The organism is Actinacidiphila epipremni, from assembly GCF_012034175.1.
GTDB lineage: Bacteria > Actinomycetota > Actinomycetes > Streptomycetales > Streptomycetaceae > Actinacidiphila > Actinacidiphila epipremni.
In genome coordinates, this window is sequence record NZ_JAATEJ010000003.1 from 434,654 (window position 1) to 456,141 (window position 21,488).

Here is a 21,488-nt window from a genome sequence, read left to right on the forward strand (position 1 = left end):
CGGGTCAGACGACCTTGCGGCGGACGAGGGCGCTCAGGACGAGGGCGGCGGGGAGTGCGGGGAGCCAGGCGTTGACGATGCGGTAGCCGAGGACCGCGGAGGTGGCGGTCGTCGCGGGGGCGCCGGCGGCGACCAGGGCGACGCCGAGGGCGGCGTCCACCGAGCCCATGCCGCCCGGCGTGGGGACGCCCGCGGCCAGGCAGGTCGCGGCGAGGTAGGCGATCGCCACGTGCGGCGCCGCCACCGGCAGGGACAGCGCGTGCGCGACCGCGACCAGTGCCGCCGCCTGGAGCGCGGGGAAGGCGAGGGAGCCGCCCCACAGGGCCAGCGCCCGGGCAGGGCGCATGTGCAGGGAGCGCGCGTCGGCCAGCGCGGTGGCCAGGAAGCCGCGGGCCAGGCGGCGCAGCGGCCGTACGGCCACGGCGAGCACGGCGGCGGCGACCAGCGCGGCGGCGGTCGCGGCGCTCACCACGGCGACGGTGCCGCCGGTCGGGACCAGGCCGTGCACGCGCAGGGCGTGCGGGAAGGCCAGCAGCAGCCCGGCCAGCAGGGTGACCCGGCCGACGGACTCGGCCAGCGAATACAGCGCGAGCGCCGCCGACGTACGGTTCAGCGGCAGGCCGCAGCCGCGCAGGAAGCGCAGGTTCACCGCCCCGGCGCCGATACCGGCCGGCGCGAGCTGGTTGGCGGCCTGCGCGGCGAACTGCGTGGCCAGCAGGCGGCCCGCGGGCAGCGGTTCCAGGACCGTGCCCTGCCGGGCGATCGCGACCGCGACCCAGCCCAGCGCGGTGGCGGCCAGCGCCGCGCCCAGCCACACGCGGTCCGCCGCGATCAGGTCATGCCAGCCGTCCGCCAGCAGGCCGCGGTGCCAGAGCGCCCACGCGGCGACCGCCCCCACCGGCACTGCTGCGGCGATGGCCCGCCACGCTTTACCCACCGCGCCACTTTCCCCCGATCGGGCGACACCTGGGCGTCCCCCGGGTGACACCCGCGCTGTGCGGGGGTGACCGTTGCCCGCCGGCCGGGCTTTTCCGCCCCTGACCCCCCCGGGCCCCGGCGGACCCGGAGCCGGGCCTTCCGCCATCGGGATTAGGGTCGGGAGCAGCGTGTACGCCATCGGTGAGGAGCCCTTCATGTCCGACGCCACCCCCGTCATCACCACGCAGCCCGCCGTCGCCAAGGCATCCGGGACCTTCCGGCTCGGCGGCGACCTGACCGTCACCCGGCTCGGGTACGGCACGATGCAGCTCACCGGCCCCGGCGTATGGGGCGACCCCGCCGACCCGGACGAGGCCGTACGGGTGCTGCGCCGCACCGCGGAACTCGGCATCGACTTCATCGACACCGCCGACGCGTACGGGCCCTTCACCGCCGACCTGCTGCTGCGCAAGGCGCTGCACCCTTACGCCGACGACCTGGTCATCGCCACGAAGGCGGGCTTCGCCCGCACCGGCCCGGCGCAGTGGGTGCCGATCGGCCGGCCGGAATACCTGCGCCAGCAGGTCGAACTGAGCCTGCGCAACCTCGGCGTGGAGCGGCTGGACCTGCTCCAGCTGCACCGGATCGACCCGAAGGTGCCGCTCGCCGAGCAGCTGGGCGAGCTGGCCGCGCTCCAGTCGGAGGGCAAGATCCGGCACATCGGGCTGAGCGAGGTGAGCGTCGCGCAGATCGAGGAGGCGTCCGCCGTCGCCACGATCGTCTCCGTGCAGAACCGTTTCAACCTCGCCGACCGGGCCTCCGAGGACGTCCTGGACCACTGCGAGGCGCACGGCATCGCCTTCATCCCGTGGTTCCCGCTGGCCACCGGCGCGCTCGCCGGCCCCGACAGCCCGCTGACCCGTATCGCCGCCGAGCAGGGCGCCACCCCCTCGCAGCTCGCACTGGCCTGGCTGCTGCGCCGCTCCCCGGTGATGCTCCCGATCCCCGGCACCTCCTCGGTGTCCCACCTCGACGAAAACACCGCCGCCGCGGGCATCGAGCTCACCGACGCGCAATTCCACGCCCTGGAAGCCGCCGCCGGCTGACCCCGCCGACGGGCCGCACACCCCCTCAACCACCCCGGGCTGCCGCGCCCGGGGTGGCCGGGCCGGGCGCGTAGCCGGTCTACGGATGGAGGGCGTCGATGGCTCGGACGATGAGGGTTCGGGCCTTCGAGCCGTACACGGCCATGCTCCGTAGCCGCTCGAAGCTCTTGAGGTACTGGTCGACCTCGCTCGGCTGGGTCACCGTCACCTCGGCCGACACCAGCTCGACCGTCACCAGCTTGTCGTCGTAGACGGCGAACGTCTCCTCGGGCCATTGCGTGCGCCGGCGGGTGGACATGGGGATGATCCCCAGCGACACGGCCGGGAGGGCGCCCGCGGCCAGCAGTGAGCCGAGCTGCGCGGCCATCGCGTCCTCGTCCGCCATCCGGTGACGCAGGACGCTCTCCTCGATGACCACCGCGACACGGCGGCCCGGTGCGTGGATGACCCGGGACCGTTCGAGTCGCGCTTGGACAGCCTCCGCGATGTCCCGCGCCGGGAGGTCGTGCACCGCTGACGCGATGCCGAGCACCCCCCGGGCGTATCCCTCGGTTTGGAGGAGGCCGGGCACGACGGTGGAGGAGTAGACGCGGAAGCGGCGCGTCTGGTGGAACAGCGTGACGACACTCTCCTGCACCGCCTTGAGCCCCACTCGCATCTGCCGGCGCCACTCCTGGTACATGGCCTCCGCGTTGAGGGACTGGGCGATCAGGTCTCCGGCGTCCCCCTCCCCGGCCGCGGTAGCGGCACACCACAGCCGGATGTCCTTCGCCGAGGGCCCGGTCCGGCCGTTCTCGATGCGCGAGGTCTTGGAGTAGTGCCAGCCGCACGCGGTAGCCAGCTCCACGATCGTCAGGCCCGCCGCTTTGCGCAGTTCGCGCAGGCGCTGCGCCACCGTGATGCGTGCGGCCTGCGCGGAGGAGGACGGGGATGCGGGCATGTGCTCTGGCGGTGCGTCTTGTCAGAGCCCGTACCGGTCGTGCGGGATCGCGCGATCCCAGACCGCCTCGAACGCACTGGCGCAGAGCCTGGCCGCCTCAGGGGCCTCCGTGATTTCCGCGCCCGCGGATGCGCCATCGCCCGTGAAGTGATTCCGGTACTCGGTGACCGGCTCGGACACGATCCGGGCCCGGCGCACCACGACGCCGCGGGCCCGGGCCCGGCCGATCAGGTCCACCCACGGTGCCCAGTAGGCGGAGGCCGGATCGGTGTCCCGTTCACCGGTCGCCCGCCGGCGCTCGAAGTCGGCGCATTCGGCGAGGGTTTGCGGGTCGGGGTCCCACCCCTGGAGGACGAGTTCCCGCTTCTCCTGGTCGACCCATACGGTCGGGCTGTTGGTCTTGCCGGTGTCGGGGTCGATCCCGACGAACAGTAACGGCACGGCGTGCTCCATCCCCAGTTGTGTGCAGTCCTTTGCTCCACGGTCTCGGCGAAGCGCTGCTCGGTCAAGGGCGCACGGGGCTTCCCGCCCACGTGGGGGTGAAAGTCTGCAAAGAACTGCACATCGCTCGCCGCACCGCAAAGAGCAGTCCTAGCGTCGAAGGGCGCCTGCCTCGACACCGACGCGGGGCGGGCAGCAGAAAGCCCCGCAGCGTGCAGGCCGCCGTCGCCGGTGCGGCTCGGCGACCTGCCCGGACCGAAGGGTGTGCGCGGTCGTACGAAGCTCCCCCTCCGGGGACGGCTTGGCGGCAGATACCCGGAGAGGGACCGACACCACCGGCCGATGAGCCGGACTGCGGCGGTGGGGACGGTTGCGGCAGGCAGTAGCACCACTCGCATGGGGGCCGGCGATCCGGCCGTTGTCGGCCCCACCTGGTAAGGGATGGACATGGAGCCGCACTGGCACGCCTACTCGTACACCGGCCACACGCGCCCGGCAGATCGCGAGGCGCGCGATCCCTTGTCGGCCACGCCCCCGCTGGTGATCGCGGAATGGCTCGCCAAGCCGCGCCAGATGCTCGCCGGGACGTTCACCGACGCTGCGAGCGCTGCGGAATGGCTGGAACAGCAGCTCACCGAGACGCCCCCACTCCCCACCGCAGTGCCGGCTTCCGCCGTGCTGGATTACGCCCGCGCTCGGCTGGACGGACATCCAGGCGACGTGGTGACCCGGTACTACACGGCCGCGTCGTACGTCTGCCGGGATCTGGTGCGCTGCAGGGGGCGATGCCCCGATCCACCCCGGTGACCGCCCTCGGAGCCTGACCTTCGAGGGCAAGTCGCCCCGCTGTTCCGCCTTCCTCATGGCGGCGAGGCGCTGCTCGGCAACAGAGCTCGGGCGCGTGCTCGCGCCGGTCCGCTCGGAGCACGCATCCATGGGAGCCGTGCCTACAGCGCCTGCTCCCGCCCCCTGGCGGCCACCGCAGGACCTCAGTCGCCCCGGGCCGTCGCGCCCGGGGTGATCAGGCCGGATTCGTAGGCGGCGACCACTGCTTGGGCGCGGTCGCGCAGGTTCAGCTTGGACAGGATGCGGGTCACGTGGGTCTTGACCGTTGCTTCGGTCACCCGCAGGGTCGCGGACAGTTCCGCGTTGCTGAGGCCGCCGGCGAGCATGCGGAGGACTTCCAGTTCGCGTGGGGTCAGGGTCGCGAGGTCGCGGTGGATCTCGGGGGTGCGGGGTGGGCCGGTGGCGAAGCGTTCGACGAGGCGGCGGGTGATCGCCGGTGCGAGCAGTGCGTCGCCGGTGCGTACCAGCCGGACCGCCGCGACCAGATACTCCGGCGTGACGTCCTTGAGCAGGAAGCCGCTCGCCCCGGCCGCCAGCGCCGCGTAGACGTAGCGGTCCAGGTCGAACGTCGTGAGGATCACCACCTGGGGGTCACCCGCCGCGCCGGTGAGGACCCGGCGGGTCGCCTCCAGGCCGTCCAGCCGGGGCATCCGGATGTCCATCAGCACCAGGTCCGGGCGGGTCCGCCGGACCGCGGCGACCGCCTCCTCGCCGTCCGCCGCTTCCGCGACGACCTCGATGCCCGCGGCGGTGAGGATCATCCGGAAGCCCGTGCGCACCAGCGCCTGGTCGTCCGCGATGACCACCCGCAACGCCGTGTCCTCCGCCGCCCCGCCCGGGCCCGGACCGCTCATATCTCTCCCACCGGGATGACGGCCCGGACCCGGTAGCCACCGGTGCCGCGCGGCCCGGCGTCGAGCGTGCCGTCGTAGACGGCGAGCCTTTCGCGCAGGCCCATGAGACCACGGCCGTTCCCGCTCGCGGCGGCGGGGGACGGCACGCCACCGGTGTCGGCGACCTCGACGCGGACCTCGCCCGGCCGGTAGTCGACGGTGATGGCGACGCTCGCGCCCGCCGCGTGCTTGACCGTGTTCGTCAGCGCCTCCTGCACCACCCGGTACGCGGCCAGGTCCACGCCCGCGGGCAGCGGCACCGGGGAGCCGGTCACGGCCAGGCCCACCGGCACGCCCGTGCCGCGTATCCGCTCGGCCAGCACGCCGACCTGGCCCAGGCCAGGCTGCGGCGCCAGCTCCGCCGCCAGGCTCTCCGCCGGGTCGGCGGCGCCCGCCTCGCCGGACGTCGACATCGACAGCAGCCCCATCACATGCCGCAGCTCCGCCATCGCGGCCCGCCCCGCGCTCTCCACCGCCAGCAGCGCCTCCCTCGCCTGCTCGGGCTCCTTCGCCAGCACCGTCCGGGCGGCGCCGGCCTGCACCGTCATCATGCTCACGTTGTGCGTCACCACGTCGTGCAGCTCGCGGGCGATCCTGGCCCGCTCCTCGTCCACCGCGCGCCGGGTCGCCGTCTCCTGCTCGGCCTGCATCGCGCGCAGCCGCTGCCGCCAGGTGTGCACGGTGTTCGCGGCCAGCCCCAGCGGCACGAGCAGCACGAACGGCATGAAGCTCGGGGTGATGTCCGGGATCGTCCGGTCGTGGAAGACCAGCAGCAGCACCCCGCCGCCGATCAGCGCGCCCACCGCGGGCCGCCGGTGCGGGCTGTAGAGGGCGGCGCCGTACGCCGCTATCAGCACCGAGACGAAGGTGAAGACGGTCGGGTCGTCCACGCCGTGCAGCGCCCAGGAGTGCGCCGAGAGGCCGTGGAAGGCCAGCACCGCCAGCAGCACCGACACATACGCCCCCAGCGGCCAGCGGCGGCGGACCGCCAGCGGCAGCGCGGTGAGCGCGGCGAACAGCACCAGCCACAGCGGGGTGGCCGGGGCGCCGCCCGGGCCGTAAAGCGCGTCGGCGCCGGGGAAGCGCGGGATCGGCGGCGGCACCGGGGGGCCGCCGTCGCGCAGAAAGGCACTGGCCTCGGACCGGAAGGGCCCGTCCCCCGAAGCTCCCTTCGCCGTCGCATACGCGGTCGCCGCGGCGAGCACCACCGCCGTCGCCGCGTCGGCCGCCCACGCCCAGCGCGACAGCGGCTGCGGCTGCGGGCGCGGCGGCGGACCGTCCGGCGCGGGGCGCGCCGCGCGCGTCAGCGGCCCCAGGGCGGCCCGGAAACGGGCGGCCCCGGCCCTTGCTGCGTACGTCGAACCGGTCGTGGTGGTCACGGGAATCAGTCTGCACAAACGCCCCGGTCCGGGACATCCGCCCGGGGTCTGCACTTCCCGGGCCGCCGTACAACCCACCGCGTACGTCCCCGGTATGACGCCGAACGGGATCCGCCCGCCGCGGTACGCCCGGTCCGCACGGCGGCCGACGCGCGCCCGCGCGCCCCGCTCCTAGCGTCGGACCCGGCCCGCGGCGCATCGCCTACGGCACGCCGAGCGCGGCGCATCGCCCGCGGCGCACCGCCCGCGGCGCACCGACCGCGCCGCACCGACCGCGGCACACCGCCGCCCCACGGGGGAAGGACCCGCATGGACAGCACGCCCCGCACCACCCGCACCGCCGCCACGAACGCGCCACCGCCGCCCCTCATCGACATCCGCGGGGTGCGCAAGACCTACGACGACGGCCATGCCGCCCTGGACGGCCTGACGTTGACGGTCGGGGCCGGTGAGGCGCTGGCCGTGCTCGGGCCGTCCGGCAGCGGCAAGTCCACGCTGCTGAACCTGATCGCGGGCCTGGACCGGCCGACCGAGGGCAGCGTCACCGTCGACGGGGTGCGGGTCGACCGGCTCGGCGAGACCGGCTCCGCGCGCTACCGGCGCGAACGCATCGGCATGGTCTTCCAGTTCTTCAACCTGCTGGACGACCTCACCGTCACCGACAACGTCCTGCTGCCGTCCCAGCTGGTCGGCGCCGGACGGGCGCAGGCCCGCGCCCGGGCCCGCGCCCGGGCCGCGGAACTGCTCGACCACCTCGGCATCGCCCGGCATGCCCGCGCCTACCCCGGCCGGCTGTCCGGCGGCGAGCGCCAGCGGGTCGCGGTCGCGCGGGCCCTGATGAACCGTCCCGCGCTGCTGCTCGCCGACGAGCCGACCGGCGCGCTCGACACCGCCTCGGGCGCGGAGGTCCGCGCGCTGCTCGCCGGGCTCAACGCCGAGGGCCAGACGATCGTGCTGGTCACGCACGACCTGGCGCTGGCGCAGTCGTGCGCGAGCCGCACGATCGAGCTGGTCGACGGCCGCGTCATCCGCGACACCGCCGCAGGCCCGCCCGCCGGGAGCCCCGCCGCCCCGCCCGCCGCAAGCCTTGCCGCCCTGGGCGCCGGGACTCCGCCCGCCGCAAGCCCCGCCGCACCGCCGGGCCCCGCCGCCCCCACCGCCGCAAGCCCCGGCTCCCGCGCCGGTGAAGGCCCCCGCCCCGCCGCCCCGCCGGCCGCAGGCCACCGCCCCCGCCCCGCCACCGGCGACAGCGGCCCGGCGGTGACACGGTGAGCGCGCTCGGGAAAGTCGTGCGCGCCGGGGTCGGCCGGCGGCGTGTGCAGACCGTCGTCATGGCGCTGACCACGATGATGGCCGTCACCGCGTCGATCATGGCCGGCGCCCTCGTCGTCGCCTCGCAGGCCCCCTTCGACCGCGCCTTCGCCCGCGAGCACGGCGCCCACCTCACCGCGACCTTCGACGGTGCGAAGGCGACCCGGGCGCAGGTCGCCGCCACCGCCCGGGCCGCCGGGGCGACCGCCGCCGGGCCCTTCGCGGTGGTCCCGGCGGTTCCGCACCCTGTCGCCGCGGGCGGGACCTTCCCCGGGGACCTGCCCCCGCTGACGATCGCGGGCCGCGCGAGCGCCGGCGGGCCGGTGGACGACGTCTCGCTGACGGCCGGGCACTGGCTCACCGGCCCCGGCCAGATCGTGCTCGCCGAGAGCGACCGGGTCGCCGCGGGCATGGACCGGGTCGGCGGGACCGTCGAATTCCGCGGGCTGCCGGGCACCCCGCGGCTGACCGTCGTCGGCATCGCCCGCTCCGTCAGCCGCACCGCCGACGCCTGGGTCGTCCCCGCGCAGATCGCCGCGCTGACCACGCCGGGCAGCACGCCCTCGTACGAGATGCTCTACCGCTTCCCGCACGCCGTGAGCGCCGACCGGCTCGGCCGGGCGAAGGAGGCGGTGGCCGCCGCCGTGCCGCGCGGCGCGCTCACGGCGACGCGGTCGTACCTCGTGGTCAAGCAGGCCGCCGACGCGCAGAGCGCGACCTTCGTGCCCTTCATCGTGGCCTTCGGGGTGCTGGGGCTGGTGATGTCGGTGCTGATCATCGGCATCGTCGTGAGCGGCGCGGTCAGTGCCGGCACCCGGCGGATCGGGGTGCTGAAGTCGCTCGGCCTGACGCCGGGGCAGGTCGGGCGGGCGTACGTAGGCCAGGCGCTGATCCCGGCGGCGGCCGGTACGGCGGCCGGGGTGCTGCTCGGCAACCTGGCGTCCGTACCGCTGCTGGCGCAGGCGTCGGACGCGTACGGCACCGGTTCGCTCGCCGTGGCGTGGTGGCTGGACCTGGCGGTGCCGGCCGGGGCGCTGGCGCTGGTGGTGGCGAGCGCGCTCGCGCCGGCGCTGCGGGCCGCCCGGATGCGTACGGTCCAGGCGCTGGCGACCGGCCGTACGCCCCGGGTCGGACGGGGCCGGCTCGCCGCCCGCGCGGCCTCCCGGCTGCCGCTGCCGCGCGCCCTCAGCCTGGGCCTGGCCGGCCCGTTCGCCCGGCCGGCGCGCTCGGCGACGATCTGGGCGGCGGTCGCCTTCGGGGCGCTCGGCGTGACGTTCGCGTACGGGCTCGGCTCGTCGCTGTCGGCGATCCAGGCGGGCCTGAACCGCGACACGCCGGGCCAGGTCACCGTGCCCGTGTACGGCCCGCCGCCCGACGCCCCCGCGCGGCAGGACGCCGGACCCGGCGCGGAGGCCCCCGCCCCCGGCCCGCCGGTCGCGGCGGACGCCGCCGCGCTCACCCGGGCCATCGAGGCGCAGCCCGGTACCGCCGGCTACGTGGGCGTGAGCGAGCGGCGGGTGGCGTTCGCCGGGCTGCCCGGCGCGACGACGGCCGCCGCGTACCAGGGGGACGCGGCCTGGGCGAGCCTGCAGATGGTCTCGGGGCACTGGCTGACCGGGCCGGGGCAGATCGTGGTGGGCCGGCGCTTCCTGGCGGCGACCGGCACGCGGGTGGGGGACACCGTCACCTTGCAGGGCGAGGGCCGCGGCGCACCGGTGCGGATCGTGGGCGAGGCGCTGGTGGTGGGCGACGCGGGGATGCGGGTCGCGACCGACGCGCGGACGCTCACGGCGGTCGGGGTCAGCGCGCAACCGGACATGTTTCACGTGAAACTCACCCAAGGAGCCGACACCGGGGCATATCTGCGCGACCTCAACGCGGCCCTGCGCTCAGCGGGTGTGGAGGCGTTCGCGGAGGGCGGGTCGCTGAGCACGACGGTCGTGGCGATGGACGCGCTGATCGCCGCGCTGACGCTGATGCTGGTCCTGGTGGCCGGGCTCGGCGTGCTCAACACCGTCGTGCTGGACACCCGCGAGCGCGTCCACGACCTCGGCGTCATGAAGGCGCTCGGGATGTCCCCGCGGCAGACCGTGGCGATGGTCGTGACGTCCGTGGCCGGCATCGGCCTGCTCGCCGGCGTCGTCGGAGTGCCGCTCGGGATCGCGCTGCACCACCTGGTCGTGCCCGCGATGGGCTCGGCCGCCGGCGCGCACATCCCGCACCCCGACCTCGCGGTCTACCACCCGCTCCAGGTCGCCCTGCTCGCCCTCGCGGGCCTGGTCATCGCGACCGCCGGCGCGCTGCTGCCCGCGACCTGGTCCGCCCGCACCCCGACGGCCACCAGCCTGCGGACGGAGTGAGCCGCAGGAGAGGGAGGAGCCGGAGCCGGGGGCCGTGGCCGTAAAAGAGCGGCGGCGCGGAAACTGAGGCAAGGCCGTGACGCACCCGCATATCGCGCCGCGACCCCCGTGCGGGACACTTCCTGGGACAGCTCACCGACGCCTGGGGGGAATCCATGATCATATTCGGCTTTCGGAGTTATCTCCAGACCCTCGCCATGATCACGCTGGTCTGCGGGCGGTGCGGCAACCCGGCCGCGCACTCGCTGAAGAAGCGGGTCACGAAGTTCACCCTGTTCTTCGTGCCGCTCTTCCCGATCAGCAGCAAGTACGTGATCCAGTGCACCTTCTGCGGCGCCGCGCAGGAGATCTCCAAGGAGCAGGCCGCGCAGCTCCAGGGCCAGACCGCCCCGCAGATGCAGCCGCAGGCGGCGCAGGCCCCGCTGCACGACCACCAGCACCCCACTGCCTGAGACCGCGACCGGCGGCAGCCGGCAGCGGCAAACCGCCGTAATTGACCACCGGCGCCCGTATTGCGGGCGTCAGGGTGGATTACGGTGGTTGGTGACCGCCGAAGTGCGGTACGTCGGCGCGGTGCGTCCCGCGGTCCGCCGGGCAGACTCGGTAGGACGGGGCGGACCGGTGGGCCCGGGGCCGTGGTCGCCCGGGGGCAGGAGGTGGTGGGTGTGAACGCGAGCCCGTTGCTGGCCGTGCGCGGCGTCTCCAAGCGGTTCGGCGCGGTGCGGGCGCTGCGCGCGGTCGAGCTCACCGTCCGGGAGGGCGAGGCGGTCGGCCTGGTCGGCAGCAACGGCGCGGGCAAGTCCACCCTGGTCCAGGTCGTCTCGGGCGTGACGCCGCCGGACGAGGGCGTGATCGAGTGGCGCGGCCGGGAGGTCGAGCTGCGCCGGCCGCAGGACGCGCTGCGGCTCGGTATCGCGACCATCCACCAGGACCTGGGCCTGTGCGACAACCTCGACACCGTCGAGAACCTGTTCCTCGGCCGTGAGCTGCGCACCCTCGGCATGCTCAACGAGATCAAGATGGAGAAGCGGGCCCGCGCCCTGCTGGACACCCTCGCGGTGCCGATCGAGAGCCTGCGCACACCCGTCGCGTCGCTGTCCGGCGCGCAGCGGCAGGCCGTGGCGATCGCCCGGGCGCTCATCGGCGAGCCCGAGCTGATCATCCTGGACGAGCCGACCGCGGCGCTGGACCCGCGGCAGGCGGCCCGGGTGCTGGAGCTGGTGCAGCGGCTGCGCGACCAGCACCTGGGGGTGCTGCTGGTGAGCCCGGAGCTGGAGGAGGTGCGGGCGGTCACCGACCGGGTCGCGGTGCTGCGCGGCGGCCGGAACACCGGGGTCTTCGACCCGAAGTACAGCACGCAGGAGCAGATCGACTCGGCGATCACCGGCAACACGGCGATGGCGGTCAACCTCCAGCGCAGCCTGCTGCCGCACGGCCTGCCCGAGCAGAACGCGCTCGATGTCGCCTCCCGCTACCTGCCGGCGCAGGCCGGCGTCGGCGGCGACTGGTTCGACGTCATACCGCTGCCCGGCGCGCGGGTCGCGATGGTGGTCGGGGATGTCGTGGGCCACGGCATGCACGCCGCCGCGACGATGGGCCGGCTGCGGACGGCCGTCTACAACTTCTCGATGCTGGACCTGCCGCCCGACGACCTGCTGGCCCACCTGGACGACCTGGTCGGCCGGATCGACAAGGACGAGGCGCACGCCTCGGGCGGCCACTCCGGCGGGGCGCCGGTCGCCGGCGCGACCTGCCTCTACGCGGTCTACGACCCGGTGGCCCGTACGTGCGAGGTCGCCAGGGCCGGGCACCTGCCGCCCGCGCTGGTGCTCCCGGACGGCACGGTGGACCTGCTGGACGTGCCCGCGGGGCCGCCGCTGGGCCTGGGCGGGCTGCCCTTCGAGGCGGTCGAGCACCGGCTCCCCGAGGGCAGCCGGCTGGTCCTCTACACCGACGGCCTGGTCGAGGACCGCAGACGCGACATCGACGTGGGCCTCGCGCAGCTGCGCGCGGTGCTGGCCGGCCACCCGGACCGTACGCCGGAGGAGACCTGCGACGCGGTGGTGTCGGCGCTGCTGCCCGACGCGCCGAGCGACGACATCGCGCTGCTGGTCGCCGAGACCCGGGCGCTGCCCGAGGACCGGATCGCCCGCTGGGACGTGCCCTCCGACCCCGCCGCGGTCGCGGCCGTACGCGGCGCCGCCGTCGCACGGCTCCGGCAGTGGGGCCTGGACGAGCTGGCCTTCACCACCGAGCTGATCCTCAGCGAGCTGATCACCAACGCGATCCGCTACGCCACCGGTCCGATCGACGTACGGCTGCTGCTGGACCGCACGCTGATCTGCGAGGTCGCCGACGCCAGCAGCACCTCCCCGCACCTGCGGTACGCGGCCACGACGGACGAGGGCGGGCGGGGCCTGTTCCTGGTCGCGCAGATGGCCGAGCGGTGGGGCACCCGCTACCCGAAGGACGGCAAGATCATCTGGGTGGAGCAGCGGCTGCCGCCCGCCGCCCGCACCTGAGCCGCCCCCCTGGACGCCCTGAGCCGCCCCCTTGGACGCCCGGAGCCGGGCCCCGCCGGCGGACGGCGGGACCCGGCTCCGTAGAACGCCGGAAAGGTGCGGCTCAGTGGCCGCGCAGGTACGCCAGGGTCGGCGTGCCGAGGCCGGTGGCGTTGTCGTAGCCGCGGACGGCGTTGAGGGTGGTGTCCTGGCCGAAGGCGACCAGCCGGACGGTGAGCGCGCCGTTGGTCACGCCGAAGTCGACGATGCTGGACAGCGGCGTCTTGGCGTGGTGCGCGGCGTTCTCGTCGACGACGTCGCGCAGCAGGTTGGGGTGCGCGTACAGCAGCGGGTTGGCGAAGCCGATGGCGTGGTGCCGGGCCTGGAGCGCGTCGGCCTGGACGGCGGCGAACTCCGGGGAGGAGACGCTGGTGCCGCCGTAGCCGCCCTCGCTGTAGTCGGCGCCGTCGGAGATGCCGACGAGCACCGAGGTGTAGAGGTCGCCGTTGAGCGACACGTCGGGCGTGACGCGCTGGGCGGTGCGGCTGTGCGCGCCGGTCATCAGGGTGTGCGACAGCGACGAGGGCACGACGCCGCGCTGGTACGCCGGCTGCGCGAAGTCCTCGCTGGTGCCGCCGCCACCGCCGAAGTAGAAGGGCGCCGGCACGGCCGGGACCCAACTGGTGCCGTCGGCCGACAGGTTGGAGCGCAGCGTGCCCATGTCCGTCTCGAAGCCGTAAGCGCCGGACTTCGAGGAGATGCCGAGCGCGGTGCCGCCGACCGAGGTCACCCACGGGTCGGAGTCGGGCCAGTTGGCCTGGGCGCGCGGGGTGTCGGCCTGGCAGTTCGCGCCGGTCGCGGCGGCCAGCGGGCTGGAGTCGCCGCAGTCGCCGGCGGAGAAGCCGATGCCGATGCCCTCGGCGGCGGCCTGCTTGAACACCTGCTCATAAGCGGCGATCTCGGATGCCGAGACGTCGGCGTTGTCCGTGGTGTGCATGATCTCGCCCCACGAGTTGGACACCACGTCGGCGAGGTGGTGGTCCACGATCGTGGTGATCGCGCTCAGCAGGTCGTCGTCGTTGCAGGAGTTGGCGCCGACGTAGACGACCTTGGCGTCCGGCGCGAGGCCGTGTGCCATCTCGACGTCCAGCGCCTCCTCGGGCGCCCAGCCCTCGGGCCCGCCGCACAGGTCCTGGTCCTGCCACTGCGCCGGGGTGACGATCTCCTTGTACTGCCCGGCGCGGAATGCCTTGTCGCCGTGGTTGGTGGCGTACTGGTTCGCGTCGGCGAGCATCGTCGAGCTGCCGTACGCGTCCACGATCGCGATCGTCGCGCCCTTGCCGGTCAGGCCCGAGGCGGTGATGCCGTACGCCTTGCGCAGCTGCGAGGGGTAGAACGAGCACTGGTCGAACGGCACGGCGCCCTTGGCGTAGCCGGCCGGGCCCGCGGTGGTGGTCTTCTGGCCCCAGTAGTCGGAGCAGGTCGCCTCGGTCGGCAGCTGGCTCGTGGGCCGCTTGCCGTGCGCGGGCGCGGCGGCCGGGGCGGCAGCCGGGGCGGCGTCGTTCGTGCGCACGTAGTCGGGGTGCACGACGTTGTCGCCGGCCGAGCTCAGGCCGGTGACGCCGAGGATCGCGGAGGACACCGACGCGGGGACGGTGACGTCGCGGGCGGGCGCGTGCCGCAGCGTGCCGGCCACGCGGTACTGGTGGATGGCGGTGCCGAACGCCTTGGTGATCGCCGCGTCGGTGCCGCGTACGGTCACGGCGTGCGTGGTGCTGCCCACGACGGTCAGGCCGGCGTCCTTGGCCCACGCGGTGACGGCGTGGACCTGCGCGTCGGTCGCGCCGAAGCGGGACTGGAACTGCGCGGGCGTCAGGTACTGCCCGTAGGCGGCGTTCGCCGGGTCGGACACGGCCGTGGCGTACGCGGTCAGGCCAGCGGGGTCCTGCCCCGCGAGGTAGACGGTGCCGGTGATCTGGGTGGAGGCCGGGACAGCGCCGGCGTCGCCGGCCGCCGTCGCCCACGCGGGGTGGGTGTCGGCGATGGTCTTCGCGGTGGGCGCCGCGGCACCGGCGGCGGCCTGCGACGGGGCGGCGATCAGCAGCGAGCCGGACGCCAGGGCGAGCGAGGCCGCGGCGACCACGGCGGCCCGCACGACTCGGGGTTTGGGTATGTCGGTGATGACGACTCCAACGTGAGGTTCGGAATGCGGACGTGCCCGTTCGATGACCGCCGAGCGGCGATCACCGAAAGCTGTAGTGTGCACGCCACGCGAAGCGGGGGGAACCTCGAACAGCCGTCCTTAGCGGGACCTTTAACCAACGCCGCCGACATCGGCGGCATGTCGGTTTTCGCGCCCACCCCGCCGCGCCCGCACCCGCACCCGCCGCACCCGCACCCGCCGGGCCCGTGCCCCGGGCTACTTGTAGACCTTGCCCGGTTGCGGAGTGCCCGGCGCCAGCAGCTGCTTGACAGTGACGAAGACGTAACCGCGCTTCTGGAGGGTGGAGATGATGCCGGGGACGGCGGCGATCGTGCCGTTGTAGCCCTTGTTGGTGTCGTCCACCAGGTCGTGCAGCAGGATGATGCCGTCGGGCTTGGTCTTCTTCAGGATCCGCTGCTCTATCAGCTTGGAGTCCGTGGTCTTGTAGTCCGCGCCGTCCGCGCTCCACACCACCTCCGCCATGCCGAGGTCCTTGGCGATCGCGGTCACGGTGGAGCTGGTGCGGCCCTGCGGCGGGCGCAGCAGCGTGGGGCGCACGCCGATGACCTTCTCCACCGCGTCCTGGCCCTCGGTGATCTCCTTGCGGACCTCGTCCTTGTCGATCTTGGTGAGGATCTGGTGCGACCAGGTCAGCGTCTCGACCTCGTGGCCCTGGGCCGCCATCGCCCGCACCATCTCCGGGTGCTTCATGACGTGGTTCTTGCCGAGCGTGAAGAAGGTCGCGTGGACGTGGTACTGGGCGAGGATCGCCAGGATCTGCGGGGTGCGGACGCTGGGCCCGGCGTCGAACGTGAGGGCCACGCACTTGGCCTTGCGGCAGTCGACGGTGCTGCCGTCCGCGGCGGTCGCGAAGGCCGCGGCCCCGCTCGCCGGCACATGGGTGCGGGCCTTGGCCGGGTAGGTCGCGCTGTAGCCGTTGCACCCGGTGAGGGAGGCGGCGAGCGCGCCGGTGCCGAGCAGCGCGACGAGCGCGCGGGGTGCGCGACGGCCGCGTCCGGGCACGGCGGTACGTATGAGGCGCGGGATGCGCATGAGTGAGTCCCCCCTGGTGACGGGTTCGCCCACCGCGGGCGGACCGGCAGGAACTATACGCTGGGCGTATAGCCAGGCCGTGCACCGGGGTGGGGCGGACGGCCGCACCCCGTTCCCGTACGGTTCAGGTCCCCGTCACTCTCCTGACTCACCGGGGCCGCGCGCTCACACCGCGTCCAGCTCCGCCGCCGCGTGGGCCGGCAGCTCCAGCTGCGCCGCCGCGACGTTCTCCCGCAGGTGCGCCACCGAGGACGTGCCCGGGATCAGCGCCATCGCCGGCGAGCGGCGCAGCAGCCAGGCCAGCGCGGTCTGCTGCGGGGTCGCGCCGAGGCGGGCCGCGACGGATTCCAGCGTCGCCGACTGGAGCGGGGTGAAGCCGCCGAGCGGGAAGAAGGCGGCGTAGGCGATGTTCTGCTGCGCGCACAGGTCGACCAGGGCGTCGTCCTCGCGGTGCGCGATGTTGTAGAGGTTCTGCACGGTCACCACCGGTGCCACGCCCTGCGCTTCGGCGACCTGCTCCGCGGTGACGTTGCTGACGCCGAGGTGGCGTATCAGCCCCTGCTCGCGCATTTCGGCGAGCACGCCGAACTCCTCGGCGAGCGCGCCGTCCGCCGGGCCGTGCACACCGCCGACCCGCAGATTCACCACGTCCAGGACGTCCAGCCGCAGGTTGCGCAGGTTGTCGTGCACCTGGGAGCGCAGCTCCCGCGCGCCGAGTGCCGGCAGCCACCCGCCCTGCGCGTCGCGCCGCGCGCCCACCTTGGTGACGATGCGCAGGCCGGCCGGATACGGGTGCAGGGCCTCGCGGATCAGCTCGTTGGTGACGTGCGGGCCGTAGAAGTCGCTGGTGTCGATGTGGGTCACGCCGAGGTCGACGGCCGTGCGCAGCACCGCGAGCGCCTCGTCGCGGTCGCGGGGCGGGCCGAAGACGCCCGGGCCCGCGAGCTGCATCGCCCCGTACCCCATACGGCTGAGGGTGAGGCCGGGGGCCGGGGTGATCGTGCCGCCGGGGAGGGTGCCGGTCATGGCGGATGCCGCCTTTCGTCACGGAGGGGCGCCTCGGTGCGGCGCCGCCGGTCGTATGGTCTGTCAGGCCTTCCACCCTGGCCCGGCGCGGAACGGCGGGGCAGTACCCCGCCGTTCCTGGGAACGCCAGGGCCAGGCAGCGTGCCGCCGCCGCACGCGCGGCCCCGGCTCGGGCACGCGGCCCGGCCGGCCGGTAGGGGCGCCGACCTGGGGAGTTGCACCGCGGGAGTGGCGGGTGCCAGTGTGAGGTGGCAGGCGGCTGCAACGGGAGGGCATGGCTCATGCCGGCGGACGGCGCGGCGCGATCGCGCGCGGGGCGGGCGGTGGTGATCGGCGGGAGCCTGACCGGCATGCTCGCCGCCGCCGCGCTCGCGGAGACCATGCAGGTGACCGTCGTCGAGCGGTACGAGCTGCCGCACGGGCCGCTGCCCCGGCAGGGCGTGCCGCAGGCCCGGCACGCGCATCTGCTCTGGTCGGGCGGGGCGCGGGCGCTGGAGTCGCTGGTGCCCGGCACGACCGAGGCGCTGCTGGCCGCGGGCGGCCGGCGGTTCGCCGTCCCCGCGGACCTGGTCGTCATGACGTCGGGCGGCTGGCTCACCCGCTTCCCCGAGCAGCAGTTCTTCCTCGCCGCGACCCGCGACCTGCTCGACGGCGTGGTCCGCGAACTGGTCACCCGCACCCCCGGCGTACGCACCCTGCCCGGCCGTACGGTGCTGGGGCTGCGCGGGACCGCCGCGCAGGTCGCTGGCGTCGCCATACGGGACGGGCGGCGCGAGGAGGTGCTGGAGGCCGACCTCGTCGTGGACGCGAGCGGGCGCGGCTCGTCCATGCCGCGCTGGCTGGACCGGCTCGGCCTGCCGCCGGTGCGCACGGAGGTCGTCGACTCCGGCCTCGGCTACGCCAGCCGGCTCTTCCGCGCCCCGCCCGGCACCGAGGGCTTCCCCACCGTCAACGTCCAGGCCGACCCGCGCGAGCCGGTGCCGGGCCTGAACGGCACGATCCTGCCCGTCGAGGACGGCCGCTGGCTCGTCACCCTCTCCGGCACCCGCGGCGCCCAACCCACCGGCGACCCGGGCGCGTTCGAGACCTTCGCCCGCGCCCTGCGGCACCCCGTCGTCGGCGACCTCATCTCGCGGGCCACCCCGCTCGGCGACGTCACCGTCTCCCACAGCACCGCCAACCAGCGCCGCCGCTACGAGCGGATGCCCGCCTGGCCCGAGGGCCTGGTCGTCCTCGGCGACGCGCTGGCCACGTACAACCCGCTCTACGGCCACGGGATGTCGGTCTCCGCGCTGCACGCGCTGGCCCTGCGCGCCGAGGCCGCCCGCCGCCCCGGCCCCGGCTTGGCCCGCCGGGTGCAGCGGGCTGCCGCGCGGGCCGCGGACGCCGCGTGGTCGCTGGCCGCCGGGCAGGACCTGCGCTACCCGGGCGCCGAGGGCGACCGGCCGGGCGCGCTCGGCGCGCTCATGACCCGCTACTCCGACCGCCTCATGCACACCGCGACCCGCCGCCGCGGCGTCTCGCGGGCCTTCCTGGACGTGCTGAGCCTGTCCGCGGGCCAGTACGCCGCCCTGCGCCCGGACGTGCTCGCGACCGTGCTGAACCCGCTGCGTCCCGAACCGCTCGCGGACCCGCCCTTCACCGACGCCGAACGCTCCCGGATGATCGCGCTGTTCACGAAGGGCTGACGGCGTGCCGGACCCGCCGGTGCCGCCTGCGGCGCAGTTCGACGCAGCCCACGGTCACCAGCAGGATGCCCACGGCCCCGACGATGACGGACGCGACGGTGACGTCGTGCGGCGCGTCGGCCGGGTCGTCGTCGGTGCGCTGCGCGGGCGTGCCGCCCGGAGCGGCGAGCGTGACGACCTTGCCGCGCCAGGAGGTGGCGGTGACCGCGTCGCCGGGGTGGAGGGTACGCAGGAGGGGCCGGTCGCCGTCGAACGGGACCCGGCGCGTACTGGCGCCCGGGCACGTCAGGTCGGCCCAGTAGTACGACGACTTGCCGGTGTGCCGGATGTGGACCGTCGCGACGGTGCAGCGGGCGGCGCCCAGGCAGTCCGGGCCGTCCTGGCCCTCCTGGCCTTCCTGCCCGGCGGCGCACGGTACGGCCCGGGCGTACGCGTCGTGCCGGGACTGCGCGTCGGGCAGCGCGACGGCCAGCAGTGCCGCGCACCCGGCCAGCGCCGCGGCGCCCAGGACCAGCGCGGCCCAGGGCACGAGCCGGCCGGCGAACCGCGCGGCGGCGTACAGCGGGCCTAACGCGGGTCGAGCCATAGGCCGGTCCCCCGATCCCTCGGCGTCCCGCGCGGCGGCGGTGGGCGTACGGCGGCAGGGTAGTGGACGCGGCCCGCCCGGCGCTGCGGTCCGGCACCGGCGGCGCGCGGACGCGGACTGAGCGCGTGCGCCGACGTGCCCTCTTTACGGCCGGTCGGCCTCCGGGGGGCGGGCCTGGCCGGCGCCGGCGAAGGGCCAGGACTTGGCCGCGGCCGAGCAGGTGGCGGTCTGGTCGGGGGAGCCCTCCTGCGGGGTGCCGGCGACGCTGACGGTGACGTGGACATCCCCGGCGCCCGGCGTGACGGCCCGGTAGGCCGCCGCGGCGGTGCACACCACCTGGTCCACGGCCCTCGGGTCGAGCGGGGCGGTCCCCGCGCGCAGATCGACGCGCACGCTGCCGTGGCCGGTACGGACGCCGGGGCCGCGGGCGTCCGGCGGCAGCAGCGAGGTCAGGCCCATGATCTTGGCCTCCGGCGCGCTCAGGCCCTTCAGCAGCAGGGCGACCGCGTCCGTGACGCCGTTCGGGCCGTCGGTCGAGCGCTGCCGCACCGCGAGGGAGCCGTCGGGCAGCACGAAATACAGCGAGATCAGCGGCCGTATCCCGGACGCCGGCTCGCCCGCCTCGACGACGCCCGTGGTGGGGATGCCGCACCCCGCGGCCACCAGCCCCGCCGCGAGCAGCGCCCCCACCCGCGCGAGACCCTGCGCCCGCCGGCCCCGCACCCGCACCCGCCCCGTACGCCCGCTCACACGTCCCTCCGCAGCGGCAGCGTCACCGTGAAGACGGCGCCCCCGGCGGGGGAGTTCGCGGCGGTGATGGTGCCGCCGTGCAGATGGACGTTCTCCGCGGTGATGGACAGGCCGAGCCCGCTGCCCTCGGTCCTGGTGCGCGAGGTGTCGGACTTGTAGAAGCGGTCGAAGACGTGCGGCAGCACGTCCTGCGGGATGCCGGGACCGCTGTCGGTGACCTCGATGACCGCGACCCGGTCCGCCCCGGAAGCCCCGGCCGCCCCGGGCGCGTCCGCCGCGCGCACCGACATCCGCACCCGTACCGGCAGCTCCCCGTGCCGCAGCGCGTTCCCGGCGAGGTTGGCCACGATGACGTCCAGCCGCCGCGGGTCCACGATGCCGCGGGCGGTGTCCGGCGGCGGCAGCTCGGTGCCCACCGTGTCCTGCCAGCCGCGCGCGGCGAGCGTGCGCAGCACGGACTCGGCGAGGTCCACCTCGTCCAGGTGCAGCGAGGCCGCGCCCGCGTCGAAGCGGGAGATCTCCATCAGGTCGTCCACGAGCCGCACGAGCTTGCCGGTCTCCTCGCTGATCAGCCGGACCGCGGTCGCGGTGTCCCGGTCGAGCTGCGCCGCGTCCTCGTCGAGCACGTCGGTGACCGCCGCCATCGCGGCCAGCGGGGTGCGCAGCTCGTGCGAGACATCCGCGGCGAAGCGCCGGGCCCGGCCTTCCATCCGCCGCAGGTCGGCGACGGAGGACTCCAGCGCGGCGGCGGTGTCGTTGAAGGTGTGGGAGAGGTCGGCGAGCTCGTCCGAGCCGTGCACGGCGAGCCGGGTCTCCAAGTGCCCCTCGGCGATCCGCCGGGTCGCCCCGCGCAGCGCCCGCACCGGCCGCAGCACCCCGCGGGCGGCCAGCAGCGCGAGCAGCACCGCGACCAGCAGCGCCGGCACGGTCGCCCGCTCCACCGCGGAGACCAGCGAGTCGACGTAGCCCTGCGCGTCGTTCTGCGGCACGGTCAGGAAGACGGCGACACCGGAGGGCGGCGGCAGGCCGCGGTCCTGGTCGGGGGTGCCGATGCCGACGGGCAGGCCGACGACGAGCGCGGGCCCGTGCGCGGTGGACACCCGCTGGAAGACGGTCGCCGACCGGTCGCGTACGGAGGCGCGCATCGCCGGGGTGAGCTCGGTGAAGGCGTCGCCGGGCGCGGAGGTCGCGGTACGGCCCTGGTAGGTGACCATGACGCGCCAGTCGGTGGTGCGCTGGGCGTGGGCGATCTGGTCGGCGAAGACCTGCAGGTCGTCCTGGGCGGGCGGGAAGGTCAGCGAGGGCGCGAGGCTGTCGACGGCGTCGCGGAACTGCGTGATGACGGTGTCCTGGCCCTGCTGGAGCAGCCCGGTGCGGGCGGCCCGGAAGGCGAGCGCGCCGGTCGTGACCGTGGCGACGACGGCGACCAGCGCGAAGGCGACGACGAGCCGGATCCGCAGGCCGCCCAGCACCAGCGGCAGCCGCAT

At 75.0% G+C, this 21,488-nt stretch carries 17 protein-coding genes and 2 pseudogenes; 8 read left to right on the forward strand and 11 right to left on the reverse strand.

The annotated features are described in order from the left end of the window. Positions 1 to 4: 4 nt before the first annotated feature. Positions 5 to 937, reverse strand: a complete 933-nt coding sequence (locus HCN08_RS07125) for a lysylphosphatidylglycerol synthase transmembrane domain-containing protein (protein ID WP_322974272.1) — start codon at positions 935 to 937, stop codon at positions 5 to 7. 196 nt (positions 938 to 1,133) lie between these two features. Between HCN08_RS07125 and HCN08_RS07130 the strand changes: the two genes are divergently transcribed. After that, positions 1,134 to 2,024 carry an aldo/keto reductase gene (locus HCN08_RS07130; RefSeq protein WP_167982007.1) on the forward strand — a complete coding sequence of 297 codons (891 nt, stop codon included), beginning with the start codon at positions 1,134 to 1,136 and terminating at the stop codon, positions 2,022 to 2,024. 79 nt (positions 2,025 to 2,103) lie between these two features. On the opposite strand, the gene HCN08_RS07135 is transcribed toward HCN08_RS07130, so the two are convergent. Both HCN08_RS07135 and HCN08_RS07140 read right to left on the reverse strand, forming a co-directional pair. Further along, the gene (locus tag HCN08_RS07135) at positions 2,104 to 2,964 is read right to left on the reverse strand and encodes a helix-turn-helix domain-containing protein (RefSeq protein ID WP_167982008.1); all 861 of its coding nucleotides are present in this window, start codon (positions 2,962 to 2,964) and stop codon (positions 2,104 to 2,106) included. A 21-nt stretch (positions 2,965 to 2,985) separates the two neighbouring features. After that, positions 2,986 to 3,417, reverse strand: coding sequence for a DUF6879 family protein (locus HCN08_RS07140; RefSeq protein WP_240969813.1), 432 nt, complete (start codon positions 3,415 to 3,417; stop codon positions 2,986 to 2,988). Positions 3,418 to 3,852: 435 nt separating this feature from the next. On the opposite strand from HCN08_RS07140, the gene HCN08_RS07145 reads away from it, so the two are divergent. Then, on the forward strand, positions 3,853 to 4,212 hold the full coding sequence (locus tag HCN08_RS07145; protein WP_167982009.1) for a hypothetical protein: 360 nt from the start codon (positions 3,853 to 3,855) through the stop codon (positions 4,210 to 4,212). A 182-nt stretch (positions 4,213 to 4,394) separates the two neighbouring features. On the opposite strand, the gene HCN08_RS07150 is transcribed toward HCN08_RS07145, so the two are convergent. Together HCN08_RS07150 and HCN08_RS07155 are read right to left on the reverse strand one after the other, a co-directional pair. Then, the gene (locus HCN08_RS07150; RefSeq protein WP_167982010.1) at positions 4,395 to 5,105 is read right to left on the reverse strand and encodes a response regulator; all 711 of its coding nucleotides are present in this window, start codon (positions 5,103 to 5,105) and stop codon (positions 4,395 to 4,397) included. Continuing rightward, positions 5,102 to 6,523: a sensor histidine kinase gene (locus HCN08_RS07155; RefSeq protein WP_322974273.1), complete on the reverse strand. Its 1,422-nt coding sequence runs from the start codon at positions 6,521 to 6,523 to the stop codon at positions 5,102 to 5,104. The genes HCN08_RS07150 and HCN08_RS07155 overlap by 4 nt, the downstream gene beginning before the upstream one ends. A gap of 309 nt (positions 6,524 to 6,832) precedes the next feature. On the opposite strand from HCN08_RS07155, the gene HCN08_RS07160 reads away from it, so the two are divergent. The 5 genes and pseudogenes from HCN08_RS07160 to HCN08_RS35105 form a co-directional block, all read left to right on the forward strand. Further along, complete coding sequence (locus tag HCN08_RS07160) at positions 6,833 to 7,795, forward strand: ABC transporter ATP-binding protein (protein ID WP_167982012.1); 963 nt, start codon at positions 6,833 to 6,835, stop codon at positions 7,793 to 7,795. Continuing rightward, entirely contained in the window at positions 7,792 to 10,194 is a 2,403-nt protein-coding gene (locus HCN08_RS07165) for an ABC transporter permease (protein WP_167982013.1), read from the forward strand. Before HCN08_RS07160 ends, HCN08_RS07165 begins: the two co-directional genes overlap by 4 nt. Positions 10,195 to 10,349: 155 nt before the next feature. After that, positions 10,350 to 10,646, forward strand: a complete 297-nt coding sequence (locus HCN08_RS07170; RefSeq protein WP_167982014.1) for a zinc ribbon domain-containing protein — start codon at positions 10,350 to 10,352, stop codon at positions 10,644 to 10,646. 267 nt (positions 10,647 to 10,913) lie between these two features. Beyond that, a pseudogene (locus HCN08_RS35100) lies at positions 10,914 to 11,363 on the forward strand (ATP-binding cassette domain-containing protein); the annotation flags it as partial. Positions 11,364 to 11,561: 198 nt separating this feature from the next. Next, a pseudogene (locus tag HCN08_RS35105) lies at positions 11,562 to 12,716 on the forward strand (ATP-binding SpoIIE family protein phosphatase); the annotation flags it as partial. Positions 12,717 to 12,819: 103 nt separating this feature from the next. Here HCN08_RS35105 and HCN08_RS07180 read toward each other — a convergent pair. The 3 genes from HCN08_RS07180 to HCN08_RS07190 all read right to left on the reverse strand — a co-directional run bounded on the left by HCN08_RS07180 (position 12,820) and on the right by HCN08_RS07190 (position 16,977). Further along, a complete protein-coding gene (locus tag HCN08_RS07180) occupies positions 12,820 to 14,850 on the reverse strand; it encodes a S53 family peptidase (protein ID WP_167982016.1) in 2,031 nt (676 codons plus the stop codon). Positions 14,851 to 15,114: 264 nt separating this feature from the next. Then, the gene (locus tag HCN08_RS07185; RefSeq protein ID WP_167982017.1) at positions 15,115 to 15,951 is read right to left on the reverse strand and encodes a polysaccharide deacetylase family protein; all 837 of its coding nucleotides are present in this window, start codon (positions 15,949 to 15,951) and stop codon (positions 15,115 to 15,117) included. Between the two features lie 165 nt (positions 15,952 to 16,116). Continuing rightward, positions 16,117 to 16,977 (reverse strand): oxidoreductase, encoded by an 861-nt coding sequence (locus HCN08_RS07190; RefSeq protein ID WP_167982018.1) that lies wholly within the window; start codon positions 16,975 to 16,977, stop codon positions 16,117 to 16,119. A 281-nt stretch (positions 16,978 to 17,258) separates the two neighbouring features. On the opposite strand from HCN08_RS07190, the gene HCN08_RS07195 reads away from it, so the two are divergent. After that, positions 17,259 to 18,665 (forward strand): FAD-dependent oxidoreductase, encoded by a 1,407-nt coding sequence (locus tag HCN08_RS07195; protein ID WP_167982019.1) that lies wholly within the window; start codon positions 17,259 to 17,261, stop codon positions 18,663 to 18,665. On the opposite strand, the gene HCN08_RS07200 is transcribed toward HCN08_RS07195, so the two are convergent. The 3 genes from HCN08_RS07200 to HCN08_RS07210 all read right to left on the reverse strand — a co-directional run bounded on the left by HCN08_RS07200 (position 18,652) and on the right by HCN08_RS07210 (position 21,488). Then, positions 18,652 to 19,251, reverse strand: coding sequence for a hypothetical protein (locus tag HCN08_RS07200; RefSeq protein WP_167982020.1), 600 nt, complete (start codon positions 19,249 to 19,251; stop codon positions 18,652 to 18,654). The two genes, HCN08_RS07195 and HCN08_RS07200, sit on opposite strands and share 14 nt — an antisense overlap. Before the next feature lie 144 nt (positions 19,252 to 19,395). Next, a complete protein-coding gene (locus tag HCN08_RS07205; protein ID WP_167982021.1) occupies positions 19,396 to 20,001 on the reverse strand; it encodes a GerMN domain-containing protein in 606 nt (201 codons plus the stop codon). After that, entirely contained in the window at positions 19,998 to 21,488 is a 1,491-nt protein-coding gene (locus tag HCN08_RS07210) for a sensor histidine kinase (protein ID WP_167982076.1), read from the reverse strand. The genes HCN08_RS07205 and HCN08_RS07210 overlap by 4 nt, the downstream gene beginning before the upstream one ends.